Origin of the sequence: Sphingopyxis sp. JAI128 (assembly GCF_014207235.1) — a bacterium.
GTDB lineage: Bacteria > Pseudomonadota > Alphaproteobacteria > Sphingomonadales > Sphingomonadaceae > Sphingopyxis.
In genome coordinates this window covers 215,245-231,691 of the sequence record NZ_JACHDA010000005.1, presented here as the reverse complement: position 1 = coordinate 231,691, position 16,447 = coordinate 215,245, and the positions used below count along the sequence as shown (strand labels likewise).

Here is a 16,447-nt window from a genome sequence, read left to right as displayed (position 1 = left end):
GCGACTGCGCGGCATGATCCTCGACCGGCGGCGAAAGCGCGTCGAACCGGTGCGGAAAGCCCATGAATATTCGGTGCCGCCCCTCTGCCCGAGGGGAAGATGCGCTCGGCGGCGAGCGGGGCGGAGGGGGGCTTCCCGCTGACGCATGCCGCATTAAAGGCGAATGATTCTCAATAGCACAATTCTTGACCTTCGCCCCTCGCTTGCCTAGAGACGCACTATTGCGAATCAATAGCAATTAATAAGGGGAAGAAATTTGACCAGTTACAGTTCGCCGTTCCTGTCCCGCCTCGCCGTTGGCAGCGCGCTGGGCGTCGCGCTCGCCGCGACCGCGCAGCCCGCGATGGCGCAGGACGACGACGGCGCATACTGGCTCGCGCGCAAGAACCAGATCGTCGTTACCGCAACGCGCACCGCGGCACGGGCTGAGGATATCCCGGTCACGGTCACCGTAAAGAGCGACGAGCAGATCGCCGACGAACTGGTCACCGACATCCGCGACCTCGTCCGTTTCGAACCCGGCGTCAGCGTCCAGCGCCAGCCCGCGCGGTTCGGCGCCGCATTGGGTTCGACCGGCCGCGCGGGGAACGAGGGTTTCAATATCCGCGGCATCGGCGGCAATCGCGTGCTGATCCAGGTCGACGGCGTGCGCGTTCCCGACGGCTTCAGCTTCGGCGCGCAGGCGGCGGGGCGCGGCGATTATGTCGACCTCGGCCTCATCAAGTCGGTGGAGATCCTGCGCGGCCCTTCGTCGGCGCTTTACGGGAGCGACGGGCTCGCGGGTGCGGTCAGCTTCATCACCGCCGATCCGGTCGATTTCATCGAGGCCGGCAGGACGGTCGGCGGTCTCCTCCGCGCCGGCTACAGTAGTGCCGACGAGGAGTATAGCGAAACCGCGATCCTCGCGGGGCGCAGCGGCGACTGGTCGCTGATGGCCGCCTATACCCGCCGCGACTGGCAGGAACTCGACAACAAGGGCGACGTCGGCGGGACCGGCGCGGCGCGCACCGAGCCCAATCCGCAGGACGGCCGCTCGAACGCCGCGCTCGCGCGCATCGTCTATGATCCCGCGAGCGGCCACAAGCTGCGCCTGACGGGCGAATATTTGGACACCCACCTCTACACCAACGGGCTGACGGGCCTCAGCGCATCGGTCGAACGGCTCGAAGGCTGGGACAGCGGGAAACGCAAGCGCGTCTCGTTCGACTGGAGCTGGGAAGGCGAGGGGGCGATCGATTTCGCGCGCGTCGCGCTCTACTGGCAGGACGGCGAGGATGATCAATATACCGAGGAAGACCGCACGTCTGCGGCCGACCGCACACGGCTCAACACCTTCGAAAACCGCGTGATCGGAGCCGCCGCCGACGCGCGCGCCGATTTAGCGACCGGGGCGATCGCGCATCGCCTCGTCTTTGGCGGCGACATCAGCAAGACGCGCCAGCGGGGCCTGCGCGACGGCACTGTTCCGCCTTTCGGCGAGGTGTTTCCGACGCGCGCCTTTCCAAGCACCGACTTCACCCGTGCCGGCCTGTTCGCGGGCGACGAGATCGGCATCGCCGACGGGGCGCTGCTCCTCTATCCGGCGCTGCGCTTCGACTGGTACGACCTCTCGCCCGACGACGATCCGCTGCTGCCCGCCTTCAGCGGTGCGGGGCAGGACGGCTCGCGCCTCTCGCCCAAGTTCGGCGCGGTGTGGAAGATCGGCGACGCGGTGCGGCTGTTCGCCAACTATGCGACCGGCTTCAAGGCGCCCGAACCGGGGCAGGTCAACCAGTTCTTCGAAAATCTCGCATTCGGCTACACCTCGGCGCCGAACCCCGATCTCGACCCCGAACGCAGCGAAAGCTTCGAGGGCGGCATCCGTTTCTCCAGCGACCATGTCAGCCTCGACGTCACCGCCTTTTCTGCGCGCTACAAGGATTTCATCAGCCAGGAAGTGGTGAGCGGCAGCTTCACGCCCGCCGATCCCGCCGTCTATCAATTCGTGAATCTCGACCGCGCTCGTGTCAAAGGCGCCGAAGCGCGGTTCGAGGGGCGAGCGTCGTCCGGCCTGTATGCGACGCTCGCCCTATCCTATGCGAAGGGCAACGAGATTTTACCCGATGGCACGCGCGTGCCACTGTCGACGATCGACCCGCTCAAACTCGTCGCGGGCGTCGGCTATCGCGAACCCGCGGGCCGGTTCGGCGGTCAGCTGATCATGACCCACAGCGCGCGCAAGGAAGCATCGCGGACGACAGGGCTTTGCACGCCCGAATGCTTCCGCCCCGAAGGTTTCACCATCCTCGATGCGACTGCGTTCGTGCGAATTGTTGAAGGGCTGACGCTGCGCGCCGGCGTCTTCAACATCCTCGACGAAAAATATGCCTGGTGGAGCGATGTGCGCGGGCTCGCGTCCACCTCGACCGTCACCGACGCCTATACCCAGCCGGGCCGCAATGCGAGCGCCTCGCTGAGCTTCCGCTTCTAAAGAAGAAAAGGACTGCACCGATGAAAAATTATCGTCAGATCGCCGCCGCGCTGATCATGTCCACCGCCGCGCTGCCCGTCGCCGGCTCGGCGCATCCGCCGATTGCGGCGGAAACCGCCGCCGCCAATTTCGAACAGGACCGCGCCGACATCCTCGCGATGGCGGGCAATTACCGCGTCAGCTTCAACATGCAGGAATCGACGCGCTGGGACCCCGATTATGAAGTGCTCGAACCCAAGCGCTCGGGCGGCAACGAAGTCGTGCGCGTGATCGAGGATACGGGGCGCAAGATCGTGCTCCAGCACATGCTCGTCATCACCGGCGACGACGACAAGAGCTTCGTGATCAAACATTGGCGGCAGGATTGGGAATATGAGCCCGCGAAGATCCTCGCCTATTCGGATCGCAACATCTGGGCGTGGGAAGACGTCCCCGAACGGATGCGCACCGGCCGCTGGTCGCAGACGGTCTATCAGGTGGACGACAGCCCGCGTTACGCCGGCTGGGGTCAGTTCGAAACACAGGGTGGCATCCGCCGCTGGCGCTCAAGCTGGACGTGGCGCCCGCTTGCGCGCCGCGATGCGGTGCGGGGCCCGGTCTACGACCGCTATCTCTCGATCAACCGCCACCAGCCCAGCCCCGACGGCTGGATCCATTGGCAGGACAATATCAAGATGGGGGCGAAGGACGGCAAGCTGGTGCCGATCGTCCAGGAATATGTCCTCAACACCTATATCGAATACGACCAATATGACGTGAAGGCCGCCGACGATTATTGGACCGCGACCAAGGAATATTGGGCCGCGGTGCGCGCCGAATGGGACCGCGTGGCGCAGGCCAAGGGCGGCATCGCGATCGACGAAAAGGCCGACACCGGCACCGTCATCAGCGGCCGCCTGCTCGAAATGGCGGACGAGGTTCAGGAAAAGAAGCTGACCACCGCGAAGGCGATCGCCGAGGCAAGGAAGCTGATCGAGACGAACACGCGCACGCTGGGACGACTTTTCACCATGTGAAGCTCGCGGGCGGGGGCGGTCCGCAAGGGTCGCCCCGCTATTGTGCCGGCCGTCAGCCCTTGCCGCGGCTGTGGCGCAGCAGGTTATCGCGCAGTTCGGCGATGGTCTGCTGCATCGGGAGGACATCTTCGCCCAGGCCGGTCGCCTCGAACAGGATCGCGCCCGGATCCTTGTCGAGCAAGGCCTGTCCGGCGGGAAGCAGGCTGACACGGACCATCCGCTCGTCGGCCGGGTCGCGGCGGCGGGTGACGAAGCCCAGCGATTCCAGCTTCTTCAGGATCGGGGTCAGCGTGTTCGATTCGAGGAACAGCCGCTCGCCGAGCTCGCCGACCGTCTGTTCGTCCTGCTCGGCCAGCGCGACGAGGGCGATATATTGCGTATAGGTCAGGCCGAGCTCGTCGAGGATCGGTTTATAGGCACGGCCAAAGGCCAGATTGGCCGAATAGACGGCAAAGCACAGAAAATTGGACAGCGGCCGTGATTTGGCGGGCGCCGGAGCAGCAGGGGGCATGGTCGTCTCCTAGAAGGAGGACATTATATATGTCGTATGCGATTAAATCGCAACTGGGAGCCGCGTGCGGTGCGCGACCGCGCCGTATCATTTTTGGCGCCATCGACACTCCAGATCCCGGCGCCGCGCGTCGCGATGAAGAGGAACAGGAAGCAATAGAGCGCGATCGTGCCCGCGCCCGGCAGCATCGGCTTGAGCGGCATGGGGGAGGCAACCGGGAAGCCAAAGAATTTTGGCACCCCGTGCGCGAGGAACAACAGGCCCGCCCCCCTATACCAATGAGGGATTGATCCTCGCCCCCACCGATACGGCAGGATGTCCGCGACGAAAAAATCTGCGCGCCATGTCACAGCCGCGGCGCGTCGCTCGTCAAGTCTGCATAGTCCGACAAAGGAGATATGATATGACCCAGGTAACCGACCCCTTCGCCGCCGCCCCGACGCTGATGAAGCAGTGGCTGGCCGCCAGCATGGCCGCCGAAAAGAGCCTCGACAAGACGCTCGTCGAACTGGTGAAGATCCGCTCGTCGATGCTCAACGGCTGCGCCAATTGCATCAACATGCACAGCATCGACGCCCGCGCGCACGGTGAGACCGAGCAGCGCATCTACCTCCTCGCCGGCTGGCGCGAAGCGCCGGTCTATACCGACCGCGAGCGGGCGGCGCTTGCCTGGACCGACGCCTTGACGACCCTGTCCCAAGGGCACACACAGAAGGCGGCGAAGGAAGCGCTCGAAGCGCATTTCACCCCGGAGGAACAGGTGAACCTGACCGTGATGATCAACGTCATCAATGGCTGGAACCGTATCGCGGTCGGTTTCGACCTCTGGTACGAAAACGGCGCCGTGGTGAAAGTCGCCTGATGACGCCGGAAGGCATCCGCAGCGGCCATGATGCGGCGGACGCGGCGGTCAGTTTCGACCCGCTGCGCCCGTTGCTCACCCGGGTCGCCTATCGCATGCTCGGTTCGGTCGCCGATGCCGAGGATGTGGTGCAGGATGCCTTTATCCGCTGGCTCGGCACCGACCGCGGGGCGGTGCGCGAACCCGCCGCCTTCCTTCGCCGCACCGTCACACGGCTCTGCCTCGACCAGCTCAAATCGGCGCGCCACCAGCGCGAGACCTATGTCGGTCCCTGGCTTCCCGACCCGCTGGTCGAGGAGGAGGAAGAGGATGATGTCACGCTGCCGCTGATGCTCGCGCTCGAACGGCTCTCGCCGCTCGAACGCGCCGCGTTCCTCTTACACGACGTGTTCGGCGTCGAGTTCGACGAGGTCGCCCGGACGATCGACCGCGATCCAGCCGCGACGCGCCAACTCGCGGCCCGCGCCCGGACCCATGTTCGCGAGGCGCGGCCGCGCTACAAGCTCGAAAAGGAACATGGCCTCGAAATCGCCAACGCCTTTTTCGCGGCATCGCGCAGCGGCGACATGGGCGCGCTCGGCGCGTTGCTCGCCGCGGATGTCGGCATGTGGGCCGACGGCGGCGGCAAGCGGCCCGCCGCGATGGGGCCGATCCTCGGTCAAGATATCGTGTTGAAACTGCACCGCAGCCTCGCGGTGCTGTTCGGCAAATATGGCTCGACGCTCGTCCACACGGGCATGATCAACGGCTTGCCGGGTTTCGTCACGCGCGAAGCCGATGGCGAATTCCAGACGACCGCGCTCGAAATCGAGGACGGCAAGGTCACCGGAATCTATGTGATGCGAAACCCGGACAAATTGCGTCATATGCATTGAGCCGAGGTGGCTTGCAGCCCATTGGCTCCGTCAATGCTGGGAATGGCAACCTCCAGCCAAAGCGGCGGCCACGAACAACAATTTTTTGCTGTCCTACATCACGCCGCCATTATAGCGTCTCCCCCATGATCTGCATCATCGCGCCTTCCGACTCAAAACCGCGATTCCCGAGTGAAGTTACGCAGTTTTTCGCCATTTTCCTGTTGTGTCATCTGCCATGCTGAGCGTCGAAACGTATGAGGCGCAGCCTTGGCCTGATGCGCTCGACTGGGAAGCGCGGGCCGCCGAGGCGGCCGCGGCGGCGCTGGCGCTGACGCCCTTCGCCCGCCTTGCCGACGCTGCGCCGCTGGTCGAGATTGCGATCCGCCTGACCAGCGACGACGAGGTGCACGACCTTAACCGCGATTTCCGTGGCAAGGACAGGCCGACCAACGTGCTGTCCTTTCCGCAGGTCCAGCCCGACCTGCTCGAAAGCCTGTCGAACAGCGACGACGGCGAAATACTGCTCGGCGACATCGTGCTGGCGCGTGAAACCTGCGCGCGCGAAGCGGAGGAGAAACGGGTTTCACTGGCGGATCATGCGACGCACCTGATCGTCCACGGCACGCTGCACCTTGTCGGCTACGACCATATGGATGACGCCTCGGCCGCCGCGATGGAAGCTCTTGAGGTGAAAGCGCTTGCATCGCTGGGCATCGCCAATCCATATGCGGACGAGGATTAACAGGAAAAGCGATTTCTATGCCCGACGACCAGGGATCTTCGAGCCGATCGGAAGAGGACAGTAGTAGACCCGGACTCTTGTCCGGGCTGAAAACCCTGTTGTTCGGAGGCGACAAGGAACCGTCGCTGCGCGAACAGATCGAAGACGTCATCGACGAGGCGGAGGAGGAAGGCGAGGAGCGCCGCGGTAGCAATATTGTCGGCGATCTGTCGCAGATCGAGCGCAAGATGCTGCGCAACATGCTCCACTTCGGCGAGCAGACCGTCGACGATGTCGCGGTGCCGCGCGCCGATATCATCGCCATCCCCGAAAGCGCGAGTTTCGCCGAGATGGTCGCGTTGTTCGCCGAAGCCGGGCACAGCCGCTTGCCGGTCTATCGCGAAAATCTGGATGAAGTTGTCGGGATGATCCACGTCAAGGACGTGTTCGCCGTGCTGGCCGAGGGGCGACCGCCGCCGCCGCTGATCGACCTGATCCGCCAGCCGCTCTATGTCCCGCAATCGATGGGCGCGCTCGATCTGCTCGCCGAAATGCGCGCGAACCGGACGCATCTTGCAATCGTGATCGACGAATATTCGGGCACCGAGGGGCTGCTCACCATCGAGGATCTGGTCGAGGAAATCGTCGGCGAAATCGAGGACGAGCATGACGACGAACCGACGGCGATGTTTGTGCCCGGCGCGGACGGCTGCTGGGACGCCGATGCGCGCGCCGAACTAGACGATGTCGGCGAAGCGATCGATGCGCGGCTCGCGGAGATCGATGAAGATGTCGATACGCTTGGCGGCCTTGCCGCGGTGCTGGCGGGCCACGTGCCCGAGGTCGGCGAAATTCTCGTCCACCCGAGCGGCTGGCGCATCGAGGTGACCGAGGCCGACGAACGCCGCGTCCATCGCCTGCGCCTTCACCCGCCGGTCGTCGTCGACCTCGAAGCGCCGTCGGAACGCAGCGAGGAGTTTTGATCCAATTGCCTTTGCGGGGCTAAAGGATTAGGCGAGGCCGGATGGAAGTTTCCGACCTCCGCATCGCCCTGTTCAGCGGCAATTACAACATGACCACCGATGGTGCGAACAAGGCGCTCAATCGTCTTGTCGGCTTTCTGTTGGCGCATGGCGCGGCGGTGCGCGTCTATTCGCCGACCGTCGCCAATCCCGATTTCGAGCCGACCGGCGACCTCGTCAGCGTGCCGTCGATGGCGATCCCGGGACGCAGCGAATATCGCATTCCCTTAAGCTTTTCGTCGCGCGTGCGCGAGGATATCACCCGTTTCGCGCCCAACATCGTCCATATTTCGAGCCCCGATCGCGTATCGCGGCAGGCGGCGGCTTGGGCGCGGCGGCGGCGGCTTCCGGTGGCCTGTTCGGTCCACACACGTTTCGAAACCTATTTCCGCTATTATAATCTGTCGTTCCTCGAACCCGTCGTCGTCGCCTGGCTGCGCAAGCTTTACCGCAAGTGCGACGCGCTGATCGCGCCATCCGAAAGCTTTGCGCAGGTGCTGCGCGATCAGCGGATGAACTATGATATCGGCATCTGGACGCGCGGCGTCGAACAGGGGATTTTCAACCCGGACCGTCGCGACATGGGGTGGCGGCGCGGGCTCGGCATACAGGATGATATGCCCGCCATCGCCTTTCTCGGCCGGCTGGTGATGGAAAAGGGGCTCGACGTCTTCGCCGATGCGATCGACCTGCTCCAGCGGCGGGGCACGGTGCACAAGGTCGTGGTGATCGGTGAAGGGCCAGCCGGCGAATGGTTCGAATCGCGCCTGCCCGACGCCAAGTTCGTCGGATTTCAGGGCGGGGCAGATCTGGCGCGGGCGCTGGCATCGTGCGATATCTTCTTTAATCCCTCGGTGACCGAGACTTTCGGCAATGTGACGCTCGAAGCGATGGCGTGCGGCCTGCCTGTCGTGGCCGCGCGCGCGACGGGCAGCGCCAGCATCGTCAAGCACGGCCATACGGGTTATCTGGTCCCGCCCGGATCGATCACGGGTTTTGCCGACCACCTCCAGCGCTACTGCCGCGACGTCTCGCTTCGCGCCGGTCATGGTTCTGCTGCCGTGCTCGAAAGCGGCGCCTATCAATGGGACGCAATCAACCAGACGGTCGCCGAAACCTATATCCGCCTGATCCGCCAGAAACAGCGGCGCGGGGGCTAAGTCCGATGGCCGGGGACTTGTTCGGTGAAGAGGTGCCCAGGGTGCAGCGCAACGCGGTGTCGGGTCCCGTCCCGCTCGCCGAGCGGCTTCGTCCGCAGCTTCTCACCGATGTTGTCGGGCAGGAGCACCTGACGGGCGCGGACGGTGCGATCGGCCGCATGGTAGCGGCCGGGCAATTGTCATCGATAATTCTTTGGGGGCCGCCGGGGACAGGGAAGACCACGATCGCGCGCCTGCTCGCCGAAGCGGTGGGGATGCGCTTCGCGCCGCTATCAGCGGTATTTTCCGGCGTCGCCGACCTGCGGCAAGCTTTTGCCGATGCAGAAAAAATGGCTGCCGCGGCCAAGCGCACCCTGCTTTTCGTCGACGAAATCCATCGTTTCAATCGCGCGCAGCAGGATGGTTTCCTGCCCTATGTCGAACGCGGGACCGTGGTGTTGGTCGGCGCCACGACCGAGAATCCCAGCTTCGCGCTCAACGCGGCGCTGCTATCGCGCGCGCAGGTGCTGGTCCTCAACCGGCTGGGCGATGACGCGCTGGCGACGTTGGTGGCCCGCGCCGAGGCGGATGTCGGACGCGCCCTGCCGGTGACGGCCGATGCGAAGGCGGCCTTGATCGCGAGTGCCGATGGCGACGGACGCTTCCTGCTCAACCAGGTCGAGACCCTGTTCGCAGCCGCAATCGACACGCCGCTCGATCCGGGCGAACTCGCCGGTTTCCTTCATCGGCGCATGCCCGTGTACGACAAGGACCGCGACGGACATTACAATCTGATTTCGGCATTGCACAAGGCGTTGCGCGGTTCCGATCCGCAGGCCGCGCTCTATTATATGGCGCGCATGCTCGTGGCGGGTGAGGAGCCGCTCTATGTCCTGCGCCGCCTCGTGCGCTTCGCGAGCGAGGATGTGGGTCTCGCCGATCCGCAAGCGCTCGTGCAATGTCTGGCTGCCAAGGATGCCTATCAATTCCTTGGCTCGCCCGAGGGCGAACTCGCGATCGTGCAGGCCTGTCTCTATCTCGCGACAGCGCCCAAATCGAACGCGGCCTATGCCGCGCAAAAAGGGGCCTTTGCTTCGGCGCGCGATACTGGATCGCTGGCGCCGCCCGCTAACATTCTCAACGCGCCGACGAAGCTGATGAAGGATCTGGGTTATGGCGCGGGTTATGAATATGATCATGACGCGCCCGAAGGATTTTCGGGGGCCGGTTACTGGCCCGAAGGCATGGGCGCGCAAGTCTATTACAGACCAACCGACCGCGGTTTCGAAAAACGGATTGCCGAACGCATCGCCTGGTGGGACGAGCAACGGCGTGTGCGGGGTGGAGCATGACGCAGCGCTTCGACAGCTGGAGCGACGTGGTCGCTTTCGCCTGCACGTTGCCCGACGTTGAAATACTGCCTTTCTATGGCACCCCTGTCCCAAGCTCAACGGAAAGGCGCTGGCATCGCCCGGGCGCGAGCCGGGAAGTTTTGCGGTGATGGGCATGCCCGGCGAAAAGGAGGTCCTGCTTGAAACCGATCCCGACACTTTCTGGCAGACCCGGCATTATGAAGACTGGCACGCTGTGCTTGTCCGGTTCGGATCGGACGACCCTGGGCGCGTCGCCAACATCATCCGCCGCGCCTGGTGGGATCGGGCCAAAAAGGCCCAGCGCCAAGCTTTTGGCGAGCGGCCCTGAGATGCTGCGCCGGTTGATGGTGGGGCTTGCGTTCGCCGCCTGTGCGCTGCCGGCGCATGCGCAAGCGCCGCAGGCAAGCGCCGAGATCAACCGGGCGTGGGCCGCAGGCTATCGCGCGGCTTTCACCTGTTCCTCCCTGTGGAACGGCGACGGCAAAGCGCTCGCCGACATCGAGCGCGACGAACTGACCGGCATTTATCCCGAGATCGAGGCCGACGTGCGTGCACTGAAGGCCGAGATCGACGCCGAGGCGAAGCGAGTGAGCGTGCGCTATCGCGACGATATGCCGCCGCGCGTTGCCCAATGGGACAGTCGCGAAGGCTGCGTCACGTTGCCGATCGGATCGCAAGCGACACCGCGGTCCGGCGTGGCTCCACGACCCAATTTCGACGATCAGGCGTGGCCGCTGGGCGACCGTGGCGCGCAGGCGGGGATGTCAGCGGCCCTCCCGCCGTTCGCCGGGGTTTCGACAAGCCGCGACAGCTTCGGCGGACGCACGAGCGCGCTGCTGATCGTCAAGCAGGGCCGGATCATTTACGAGTGGTATCAACGGGGTCACAACCTGCATACCGCCCAGCGGACCTTTTCAGTCGCGAAGTCGATGGCGGCGACACTCGTCGGCCATGCGGTGCTGAAGGGCCGGATCGACGTCAAGAAGCCCGCAATGATCGCCGAATGGCAGACGCCCGGCGATCCGCGCTCCGCGATCACGACCGAACAGCTGATGCGCATGGCGAGCGGGCTGACGAGCGACACCGCCGGCAATCGCACCGACGCCATCTATATGGGCGGCGCCTCGGTCCGCCAGTGGACGACCCAATGGCCGCTGTTGAACGCGCCGAACAGCGGCTATCGCTATGCCAACAACGACACGATGCTTGCGATATTGTCATTGAAGGCGGCGCTCGCTAAATCGGGGGAGGTTTTGGACCCCAATGCATTCTTCGACCAGCTTGGCATGACGCGGACCTTTGCCGAGCACGACAAGGACGGCGACTATATCTTGTCGAGCCAGGTCTGGACGACGGCTCGCGATCTCGCGCGGCTCGGGCTGCTCTACCAGAATGACGGGATGTGGAGAGGCAAGCGTCTGCTTCCGGCAAACTGGCGCAGCTTCGTCACGACGCCCAGCGGGCCGCAGCCCGACCGGGAGTTTGGTTATGGCGCGGGTTTCTGGCTGTTCAGCAAATCGGACGGCGTTCCCGCCGACGCGTTCAGCGCCTTTGGCAATCGCGGCCAATATCTTGTCGTCATCCCGTCGCGCCGGTTGGTGATCGTCCGCCAGGGCTATGACGACGACAAGAACCGTCTCGATATCGCGGCGCTTGTGAAGGCGGTGGTCGCCGCCGACGATCGCGACTGATTATTCGAAGGGCGGATAACGCTCAAACGCCGGCAAAGTGCCCAGCTTTTCCATCCAGCCGATCCGTTCTGCTGTCTGGATTTGCACCTGCGCCGGGATCAGGTCGGGGTCGTCGAGCGTCGCGACCTGCACATCGATTTGCCCCGGAAAAATAGCGTCGTTGGTGTAGAAGAGTCCCGTGCCGCAATCGCCGCAGAAATGACGGCGGCCATGCCCCGAAGACGCGTAGACCTTGGCCGTCCCGCTGACCTCGATTACATCCTGCCCGACAAGCGCCCAGCCGACCATCGGTGCGCCCGAATGGCGACGGCAATCGCTGCAATGGCACAGAGCATGATGCTCGACCGCGGTCGGCATCGAATAACGGATCGCGCCGCAATGGCATTGGCCGCTGGCGCGCGGGCTCGAATCGGTCATCGTCATCTCCTCACATCAGTGAAGAGAACATAACATAAACATGGCCTGCGGAGCAATTACCCGATGGGTCAATCGCCCAGATCGACCTGATGGCTCTGCGCCCAATTTCGGTATTGACCGCGCGGGTCCGAACTAGGCTGAGCGAGGATCGCCGGCATGTCGGCGCGCAGCGCGGCGAGATCGAGCGATCGGATCATCGCCTTCACCGGGCCGACCCCCGCCGGGGTGATCGACAGGCGTTCGATTCCCACGCCGAGAAGTGCCATGGCTTCGAGAGGGCGTCCGCCCATTTCGCCGCAAACACCGAGCGCAACCTTGCTGCCGGCCACGGTGCGCACAACCCGCGCCAGATAGCGCATGACGGTGGGTGACAACCAATCATAGCGTTCGGCCAGCCGGGGGTGCGCGCGGTCGGCCGCGAACAGGAACTGGGTGAGATCGTTGGTGCCGATCGACAGGAAGTCGAGGTGCGGCAGCATCAGGTCGAGCGTTTCGACGAGCCCCGGAACTTCGAGCATCGCGCCATAGCGAATTGCGACGGGCAGCTTCTTGTTGTGGCTTGCAAGCCACGCGCGCTGGCCGACGAACAGGTCGCGGGCCGCTTCATATTCCCAGGGTTCGGAGACCATGGGGAACATCACATTGAGCGTGCGGCCGGCGGCCGCCTCCATGAGCGCGCGGGCCTGAACTTTGAGCAATCCTTCTCGTTCGAGCGCTAGACGCAGCGCGCGCCAGCCCATCGCCGGATTTTCCTCCTGCGCGCTATCGCCAACATTCATATAGGGCAGCGCCTTGTCGCCCCCGATATCGACGGTGCGAAAGATCACCGGACGGTCGCCCGCCGCATCGAGCACGTCGCGATAGAGGCGCTGCTGCCGGTCGCGCGCAGGCAGCGTCGCCGAAACGAGAAACTGGAATTCGGTACGAAACAGCCCGATTCCGCGAGCACCGGTCAGGTCGAGCGCAGCGACATCTTCGCGGAGGCCGGCGTTGATCATCAGCTCGATCGGAACGCCGTCTTTCGTGACGGCGGGCAGGTCGCGCAGTGCCGCGAGATTGGCGCGTCGTTTCTGCGAGATTTCCAGCTTGGCGTCGAATGCGTCCTGCACCGCCTGCGTCGGCCTGACATGCAACTGGCCCGCCGCCGCGTCGAGCAGCAGCAGGTCGCCCTCGCGGATCGAGGCGCGCACGTCGCTGACGCGGCCGAGCACCGGGACGCCCATCGCGCGCGCGACAATGATGACGTGGGCCGTGAGCGAGCCTTCTTCGAGCACAACACCCTTCAGTCGGCGGCGGTCATATTCGAGCAACTCGGCGGGGCCGAGGTTGCGCGCGATCAGGATCGAATCCTGTCGAAGGCCCATTTGCGCGGCGGTACCCATTTGCCCCGACACGATGCGGATCAGCCGGTTCGACAGGTCTTCGAGGTCGTGCATGCGGTCGCGCAGCAACGGGTCATCGATCTGGCGCATACGCATGCGCGTGCGCTGCTGGACGCGTTCGATCGCCGCCTCAGCGGTCAGGCCGCTGTCGATCGCTTCGTTGATCCGCCGCGACCACCCTTCGTCATAAGCGAACATCTTGTAGGTCTCGATAACCTCTTCATGTTCGCCGCCGACGCCGAAGTCGGCTTGGCTTGCCATGCGGTCGATCTGTTCGCGCATCTTGTCGAACGCGGCATAGACGCGGTGACGTTCCGCCTCGGTATCGTCGGCGACCGTATGTTCGATGGTGATGCGCGGCTGGTGGAACACGGCGACCCCGGCACCCATGCCGTCGACCAGTTTCTGCCCGTTCAGACGCTGCGCCGACTGGTCGGTCGCAGCGGCATCGGTGCGCGCGGCGGTATCGACGAGGTCAGCGTTGGCGATCAGTTCGGACAGCACCATCGCCACGGTCTGCAGCGTTTCGATCTCGATATCGTCATATCGGCGCGGGTCGGCGTGCTGGACGCAGAGGACCCCAACCGCGCGTTCGCGGCGGATGATCGGGACGCCGGCAAAGCTGTGGAACAATTCCTCTCCCGTTTCGGGGCGATAGGAAAAGTCGGGATGCGCCGCCGCCTCGTCGAGGTTCAGCGTTTCGATCTGGTCGGCGATCGTGCCGACCAACCCTTCGCCGAGGCCAAGGCGGGTGACGTGCACCGCTTCCTGCTTCAGCCCGCGCGTCGCGTAAAGCTCGAGCGCGCCCTCGCGCAGGAGGTAGATCGAACAGACTTCGCTATGCAGACATTCGCCGATGATGCCGACGACCTGGTTCAGCTTGCCCTGCGCATTGACGCGCGAGGCCATCACCTCGTGCAGCCGGGTCAGGATCGTGCGGGCCGACTGTGCGGCCGAGGAGGGCGGTGGCGGGGCGTTCGTCATCGCAACCCTGCTAACAGAAGGAGGCGAACCGCGCCAATACTCCGCGCGCGATTCCCTATTCTGTTGCCGCGTACCGCGTCGGCGAAGATTCCCGTCAGCTGCCCGCCTCTGGCGTCGCCGGGTCCGTTGCAACTGCGCTGGGCTCCACGGCGCCGTTCGTGACCGTCGGGCCAATCGGGGCAGGTGCGCTCATGATCGGCGGCGGCGGGGCATATTTGGCATCCCAGGCAACCAAGTCGGCCTGATATTTTGCATAGGCTTCGTAGAAATCGACAAATGGTTGATCGAGTCGGGCAAGATGCGCGGGTGCTTGCTCGACAAGCTGCGCGCTTGGAGTGGTAGAGACGATCTGGGCGATCTCGTTGGCGCGCACACAGAAATCGCGCTGCGCCGGCGGCTGCGCAAAATAGTTAAATAGTTGTGTCGACAGCCGATCACGCGGAGCGATTCCGTTGTTCTTATTCTCCTTCCCAAGCTGGGAGATCACACTCTTCTCGGTCGACTTGATCACCTTGCCATGGGTTTTGATGATGTTGTTATAGGCGGAAACGAGCGAGGCTTCTTCGAGACCCCGGCAGCCGATCGCGGCGACGTTGAGCCCGATCTTCAACTGCCAGAAAGCCCGGTCGCCGGTCACGCCGCTGTTCGCAGTGACGAAGCGGCCATCGATGCCGCGCCCGGGCAGGATTTGCGTGAGCGACGCGTTGCCCGGCGGCAACGGCCGCGGCGGAATGATGATGACCGGCGGCGGGGGCGGCGGAGGCGGCGGGGGCGGGGGCGGCGCCTTCGTACAAGCGGCCAGACCCGCGAGCAGGGCGGCGACGATAATCTTACGCGACAAATTCATGATCCACTCCCCAACCGCAAATATGCGGCGTCAATCCCGTGCGCGCAACGCGCTTTCGGCCTGCTGCGCCAAAGTTGCGATGATCTCGGCGGCACTTTCTTCCTGCGATACCATGCCGACAGATTGCCCTGCCATTAACGAGCCATTCTCGACGTCGCCGTCGATCACCGCGCGGCGCAGCGCGCCCGCCCAATAATGCTCGATTTCAAGCTGCGCCGCCATCATATCAACCTCGCCCGTGTCGAGTTTGTTCGCGACCTCGCGCTGCTTCGCAGTAAAGGCTTCGGTCCCCGCGTTTCTGAGCGCGCGGACGGGGATGACGGGCAGGCGCGGATCGATCTGGACGCTCGCGATCGCCTCGCGCGCCGAGGCGCGGAGGAAGGCTTTTTTGAAATTGGGATGCGCGATGCTTTCGATCGCGCACACGAAGCGGGTGCCGAGTTGGACGCCCGATGCGCCCATCTCAAGATAGGCGGCGATCGCTTCGCCGCGGCCGATGCCGCCGGCGACGAAGATCGGGACTTTGTCGGCAAGTGCCGGCAGGATTTCCTGCGCCAGCACGCTCGTCGATACGGGGCCGATATGGCCGCCCGCTTCCATGCCTTCTATGACCAGCGCATCGACGCCCGACCGGATAAGCTTTTTCGCGAGCGCGAGGGTCGGCGCGAAACATATGACCTTTGCCCCCGACGCCTTGATCGCTTCGAGGCTACCCTTGGGCGGCAGCCCGCCGGCAAGCACGACATGGGCGACGCCATGTTTGGCACAGACGTCGATAAGTTCGAAAAGCTGGGGATGCATGGTGATCAGGTTGACGCCGAAATTGCGCGTCGCCAGCGCCTTGGTCGCGGCGATTTCGGCATCGAGAAGATCGGGCGTCATGGCGCCGCATGCGATCACCCCGAACCCGCCGGCATTGCTGATCGCGCTGACCAGATGGCGTTCGGAGACCCAGCTCATCGCGCCGCAAAGAATGGCATAGTCGCTCCCGAGAAGCTCGGTCCCGCGGGCCATCAGATCGTTAATTTTGCTCATTGAGCTCGCCTTTGCCAGCACTGGGACTCGCGCGCAATCCCTGGTGTCGTTGCGACTGTCGGCCCGTCGCACGCCTGAATCCATTTGGCGCGGCAACCGAACCTTTCGGCGCAGAAAGCA

The 16,447-nt window shown here is 64.3% G+C and carries 16 protein-coding genes; 10 read left to right on the top strand and 6 right to left on the bottom strand.

The genetic code is table 11. The features are described 5' to 3' along the window. Positions 1–256 precede the first annotated feature (256 nt). Entirely contained in the window at positions 257–2,470 is a 2,214-nt protein-coding gene (locus tag HDC35_RS13930; protein WP_409437953.1) for a TonB-dependent hemoglobin/transferrin/lactoferrin family receptor, read from the top strand. 20 nt (positions 2,471–2,490) lie between these two features. Beyond that, positions 2,491–3,486 carry a DUF6607 family protein gene (locus tag HDC35_RS13925; protein WP_184647784.1) on the top strand — a complete coding sequence of 332 codons (996 nt, stop codon included), beginning with the start codon at positions 2,491–2,493 and terminating at the stop codon, positions 3,484–3,486. Positions 3,487–3,538: 52 nt separating this feature from the next. Here HDC35_RS13925 and HDC35_RS13920 read toward each other — a convergent pair whose 3' ends face one another. Both HDC35_RS13920 and HDC35_RS13915 read right to left on the bottom strand, forming a co-directional pair. Beyond that, a complete protein-coding gene (locus tag HDC35_RS13920) occupies positions 3,539–3,997 on the bottom strand; it encodes a MarR family winged helix-turn-helix transcriptional regulator (protein ID WP_184647782.1) in 459 nt (152 codons plus the stop codon). A 23-nt stretch (positions 3,998–4,020) separates the two neighbouring features. After that, positions 4,021–4,254, bottom strand: a complete 234-nt coding sequence (locus tag HDC35_RS13915) for a hypothetical protein (protein WP_260397738.1) — start codon at positions 4,252–4,254, stop codon at positions 4,021–4,023. A gap of 146 nt (positions 4,255–4,400) precedes the next feature. Here HDC35_RS13915 and HDC35_RS13910 point away from each other — a divergent pair, with 146 nt between their 5' ends. The 8 genes from HDC35_RS13910 (at position 4,401) to HDC35_RS13875 (ending at position 11,662) form a co-directional block, all read left to right on the top strand. Then, positions 4,401–4,859: a carboxymuconolactone decarboxylase family protein gene (locus HDC35_RS13910; protein WP_184647780.1), complete on the top strand. Its 459-nt coding sequence runs from the start codon at positions 4,401–4,403 to the stop codon at positions 4,857–4,859. Continuing rightward, positions 4,859–5,734: a sigma-70 family RNA polymerase sigma factor gene (locus HDC35_RS13905; protein WP_184647778.1), complete on the top strand. Its 876-nt coding sequence runs from the start codon at positions 4,859–4,861 to the stop codon at positions 5,732–5,734. The genes HDC35_RS13910 and HDC35_RS13905 overlap by 1 nt, the downstream gene beginning before the upstream one ends. 217 nt (positions 5,735–5,951) lie before the next feature. Next, positions 5,952–6,458, top strand: coding sequence for an rRNA maturation RNase YbeY (gene ybeY, locus HDC35_RS13900; RefSeq protein WP_184647776.1), 507 nt, complete (start codon positions 5,952–5,954; stop codon positions 6,456–6,458). A gap of 17 nt (positions 6,459–6,475) precedes the next feature. Beyond that, positions 6,476–7,420 (top strand): hemolysin family protein, encoded by a 945-nt coding sequence (locus HDC35_RS13895; RefSeq protein ID WP_184647774.1) that lies wholly within the window; start codon positions 6,476–6,478, stop codon positions 7,418–7,420. Between the two features lie 41 nt (positions 7,421–7,461). Beyond that, entirely contained in the window at positions 7,462–8,619 is a 1,158-nt protein-coding gene (locus HDC35_RS13890) for a glycosyltransferase family 1 protein (RefSeq protein ID WP_184647772.1), read from the top strand. 5 nt (positions 8,620–8,624) lie between these two features. Continuing rightward, the gene (locus HDC35_RS13885; protein ID WP_184647770.1) at positions 8,625–9,950 is read left to right on the top strand and encodes a replication-associated recombination protein A; all 1,326 of its coding nucleotides are present in this window, start codon (positions 8,625–8,627) and stop codon (positions 9,948–9,950) included. A 145-nt stretch (positions 9,951–10,095) separates the two neighbouring features. Next, positions 10,096–10,299, top strand: a complete 204-nt coding sequence (locus tag HDC35_RS19705) for a hypothetical protein (protein WP_260397737.1) — start codon at positions 10,096–10,098, stop codon at positions 10,297–10,299. Between the two features lies 1 nt (position 10,300). Then, positions 10,301–11,662, top strand: a complete 1,362-nt coding sequence (locus tag HDC35_RS13875) for a serine hydrolase (RefSeq protein WP_260397736.1) — start codon at positions 10,301–10,303, stop codon at positions 11,660–11,662. Here the strand turns inward: HDC35_RS13875 and HDC35_RS13870 are convergent, their stop codons facing one another. The 4 genes from HDC35_RS13870 to HDC35_RS13855 all read right to left on the bottom strand — a co-directional run bounded on the left by HDC35_RS13870 (position 11,663) and on the right by HDC35_RS13855 (position 16,327). Continuing rightward, a complete protein-coding gene (locus HDC35_RS13870) occupies positions 11,663–12,079 on the bottom strand; it encodes a GFA family protein (protein WP_184647768.1) in 417 nt (138 codons plus the stop codon). It abuts the gene before it with no gap. A gap of 68 nt (positions 12,080–12,147) precedes the next feature. Then, the gene (gene ptsP / locus HDC35_RS13865; RefSeq protein WP_184647766.1) at positions 12,148–14,445 is read right to left on the bottom strand and encodes a phosphoenolpyruvate--protein phosphotransferase; all 2,298 of its coding nucleotides are present in this window, start codon (positions 14,443–14,445) and stop codon (positions 12,148–12,150) included. Positions 14,446–14,539: 94 nt separating this feature from the next. Further along, positions 14,540–15,163: a hypothetical protein gene (locus HDC35_RS13860; RefSeq protein WP_260397735.1), complete on the bottom strand. Its 624-nt coding sequence runs from the start codon at positions 15,161–15,163 to the stop codon at positions 14,540–14,542. A 159-nt stretch (positions 15,164–15,322) separates the two neighbouring features. Further along, positions 15,323–16,327, bottom strand: a complete 1,005-nt coding sequence (locus tag HDC35_RS13855) for a nitronate monooxygenase family protein (RefSeq protein WP_184647764.1) — start codon at positions 16,325–16,327, stop codon at positions 15,323–15,325. Positions 16,328–16,447 lie beyond the last annotated feature (120 nt).

What these genes read in the sequence shown, in the direction of transcription:
- HDC35_RS13925 (WP_184647784.1), top strand. Translation starts at nt 2,491, where the DNA reads ATGAAAAATTATCGTCAGATCGCCGCCGCGCTGATCATGTCCACCGCC.
- HDC35_RS13920 (WP_184647782.1), bottom strand. Translation starts at nt 3,997, where the DNA reads ATGCCCCCTGCTGCTCCGGCGCCCGCCAAATCACGGCCGCTGTCCAAT.
- HDC35_RS13910 (WP_184647780.1), top strand. Translation starts at nt 4,401, where the DNA reads ATGACCCAGGTAACCGACCCCTTCGCCGCCGCCCCGACGCTGATGAAG.
- HDC35_RS13905 (WP_184647778.1), top strand. Translation starts at nt 4,859, where the DNA reads ATGACGCCGGAAGGCATCCGCAGCGGCCATGATGCGGCGGACGCGGCG.
- ybeY (WP_184647776.1), top strand. Translation starts at nt 5,952, where the DNA reads ATGCTGAGCGTCGAAACGTATGAGGCGCAGCCTTGGCCTGATGCGCTC.
- HDC35_RS13895 (WP_184647774.1), top strand. Translation starts at nt 6,476, where the DNA reads ATGCCCGACGACCAGGGATCTTCGAGCCGATCGGAAGAGGACAGTAGT.
- HDC35_RS13890 (WP_184647772.1), top strand. Translation starts at nt 7,462, where the DNA reads ATGGAAGTTTCCGACCTCCGCATCGCCCTGTTCAGCGGCAATTACAAC.
- HDC35_RS13885 (WP_184647770.1), top strand. Translation starts at nt 8,625, where the DNA reads ATGGCCGGGGACTTGTTCGGTGAAGAGGTGCCCAGGGTGCAGCGCAAC.
- HDC35_RS13875 (WP_260397736.1), top strand. Translation starts at nt 10,301, where the DNA reads ATGCTGCGCCGGTTGATGGTGGGGCTTGCGTTCGCCGCCTGTGCGCTG.
- HDC35_RS13870 (WP_184647768.1), bottom strand. Translation starts at nt 12,079, where the DNA reads ATGACCGATTCGAGCCCGCGCGCCAGCGGCCAATGCCATTGCGGCGCG.
- ptsP (WP_184647766.1), bottom strand. Translation starts at nt 14,445, where the DNA reads ATGACGAACGCCCCGCCACCGCCCTCCTCGGCCGCACAGTCGGCCCGC.
- HDC35_RS13855 (WP_184647764.1), bottom strand. Translation starts at nt 16,327, where the DNA reads ATGAGCAAAATTAACGATCTGATGGCCCGCGGGACCGAGCTTCTCGGG.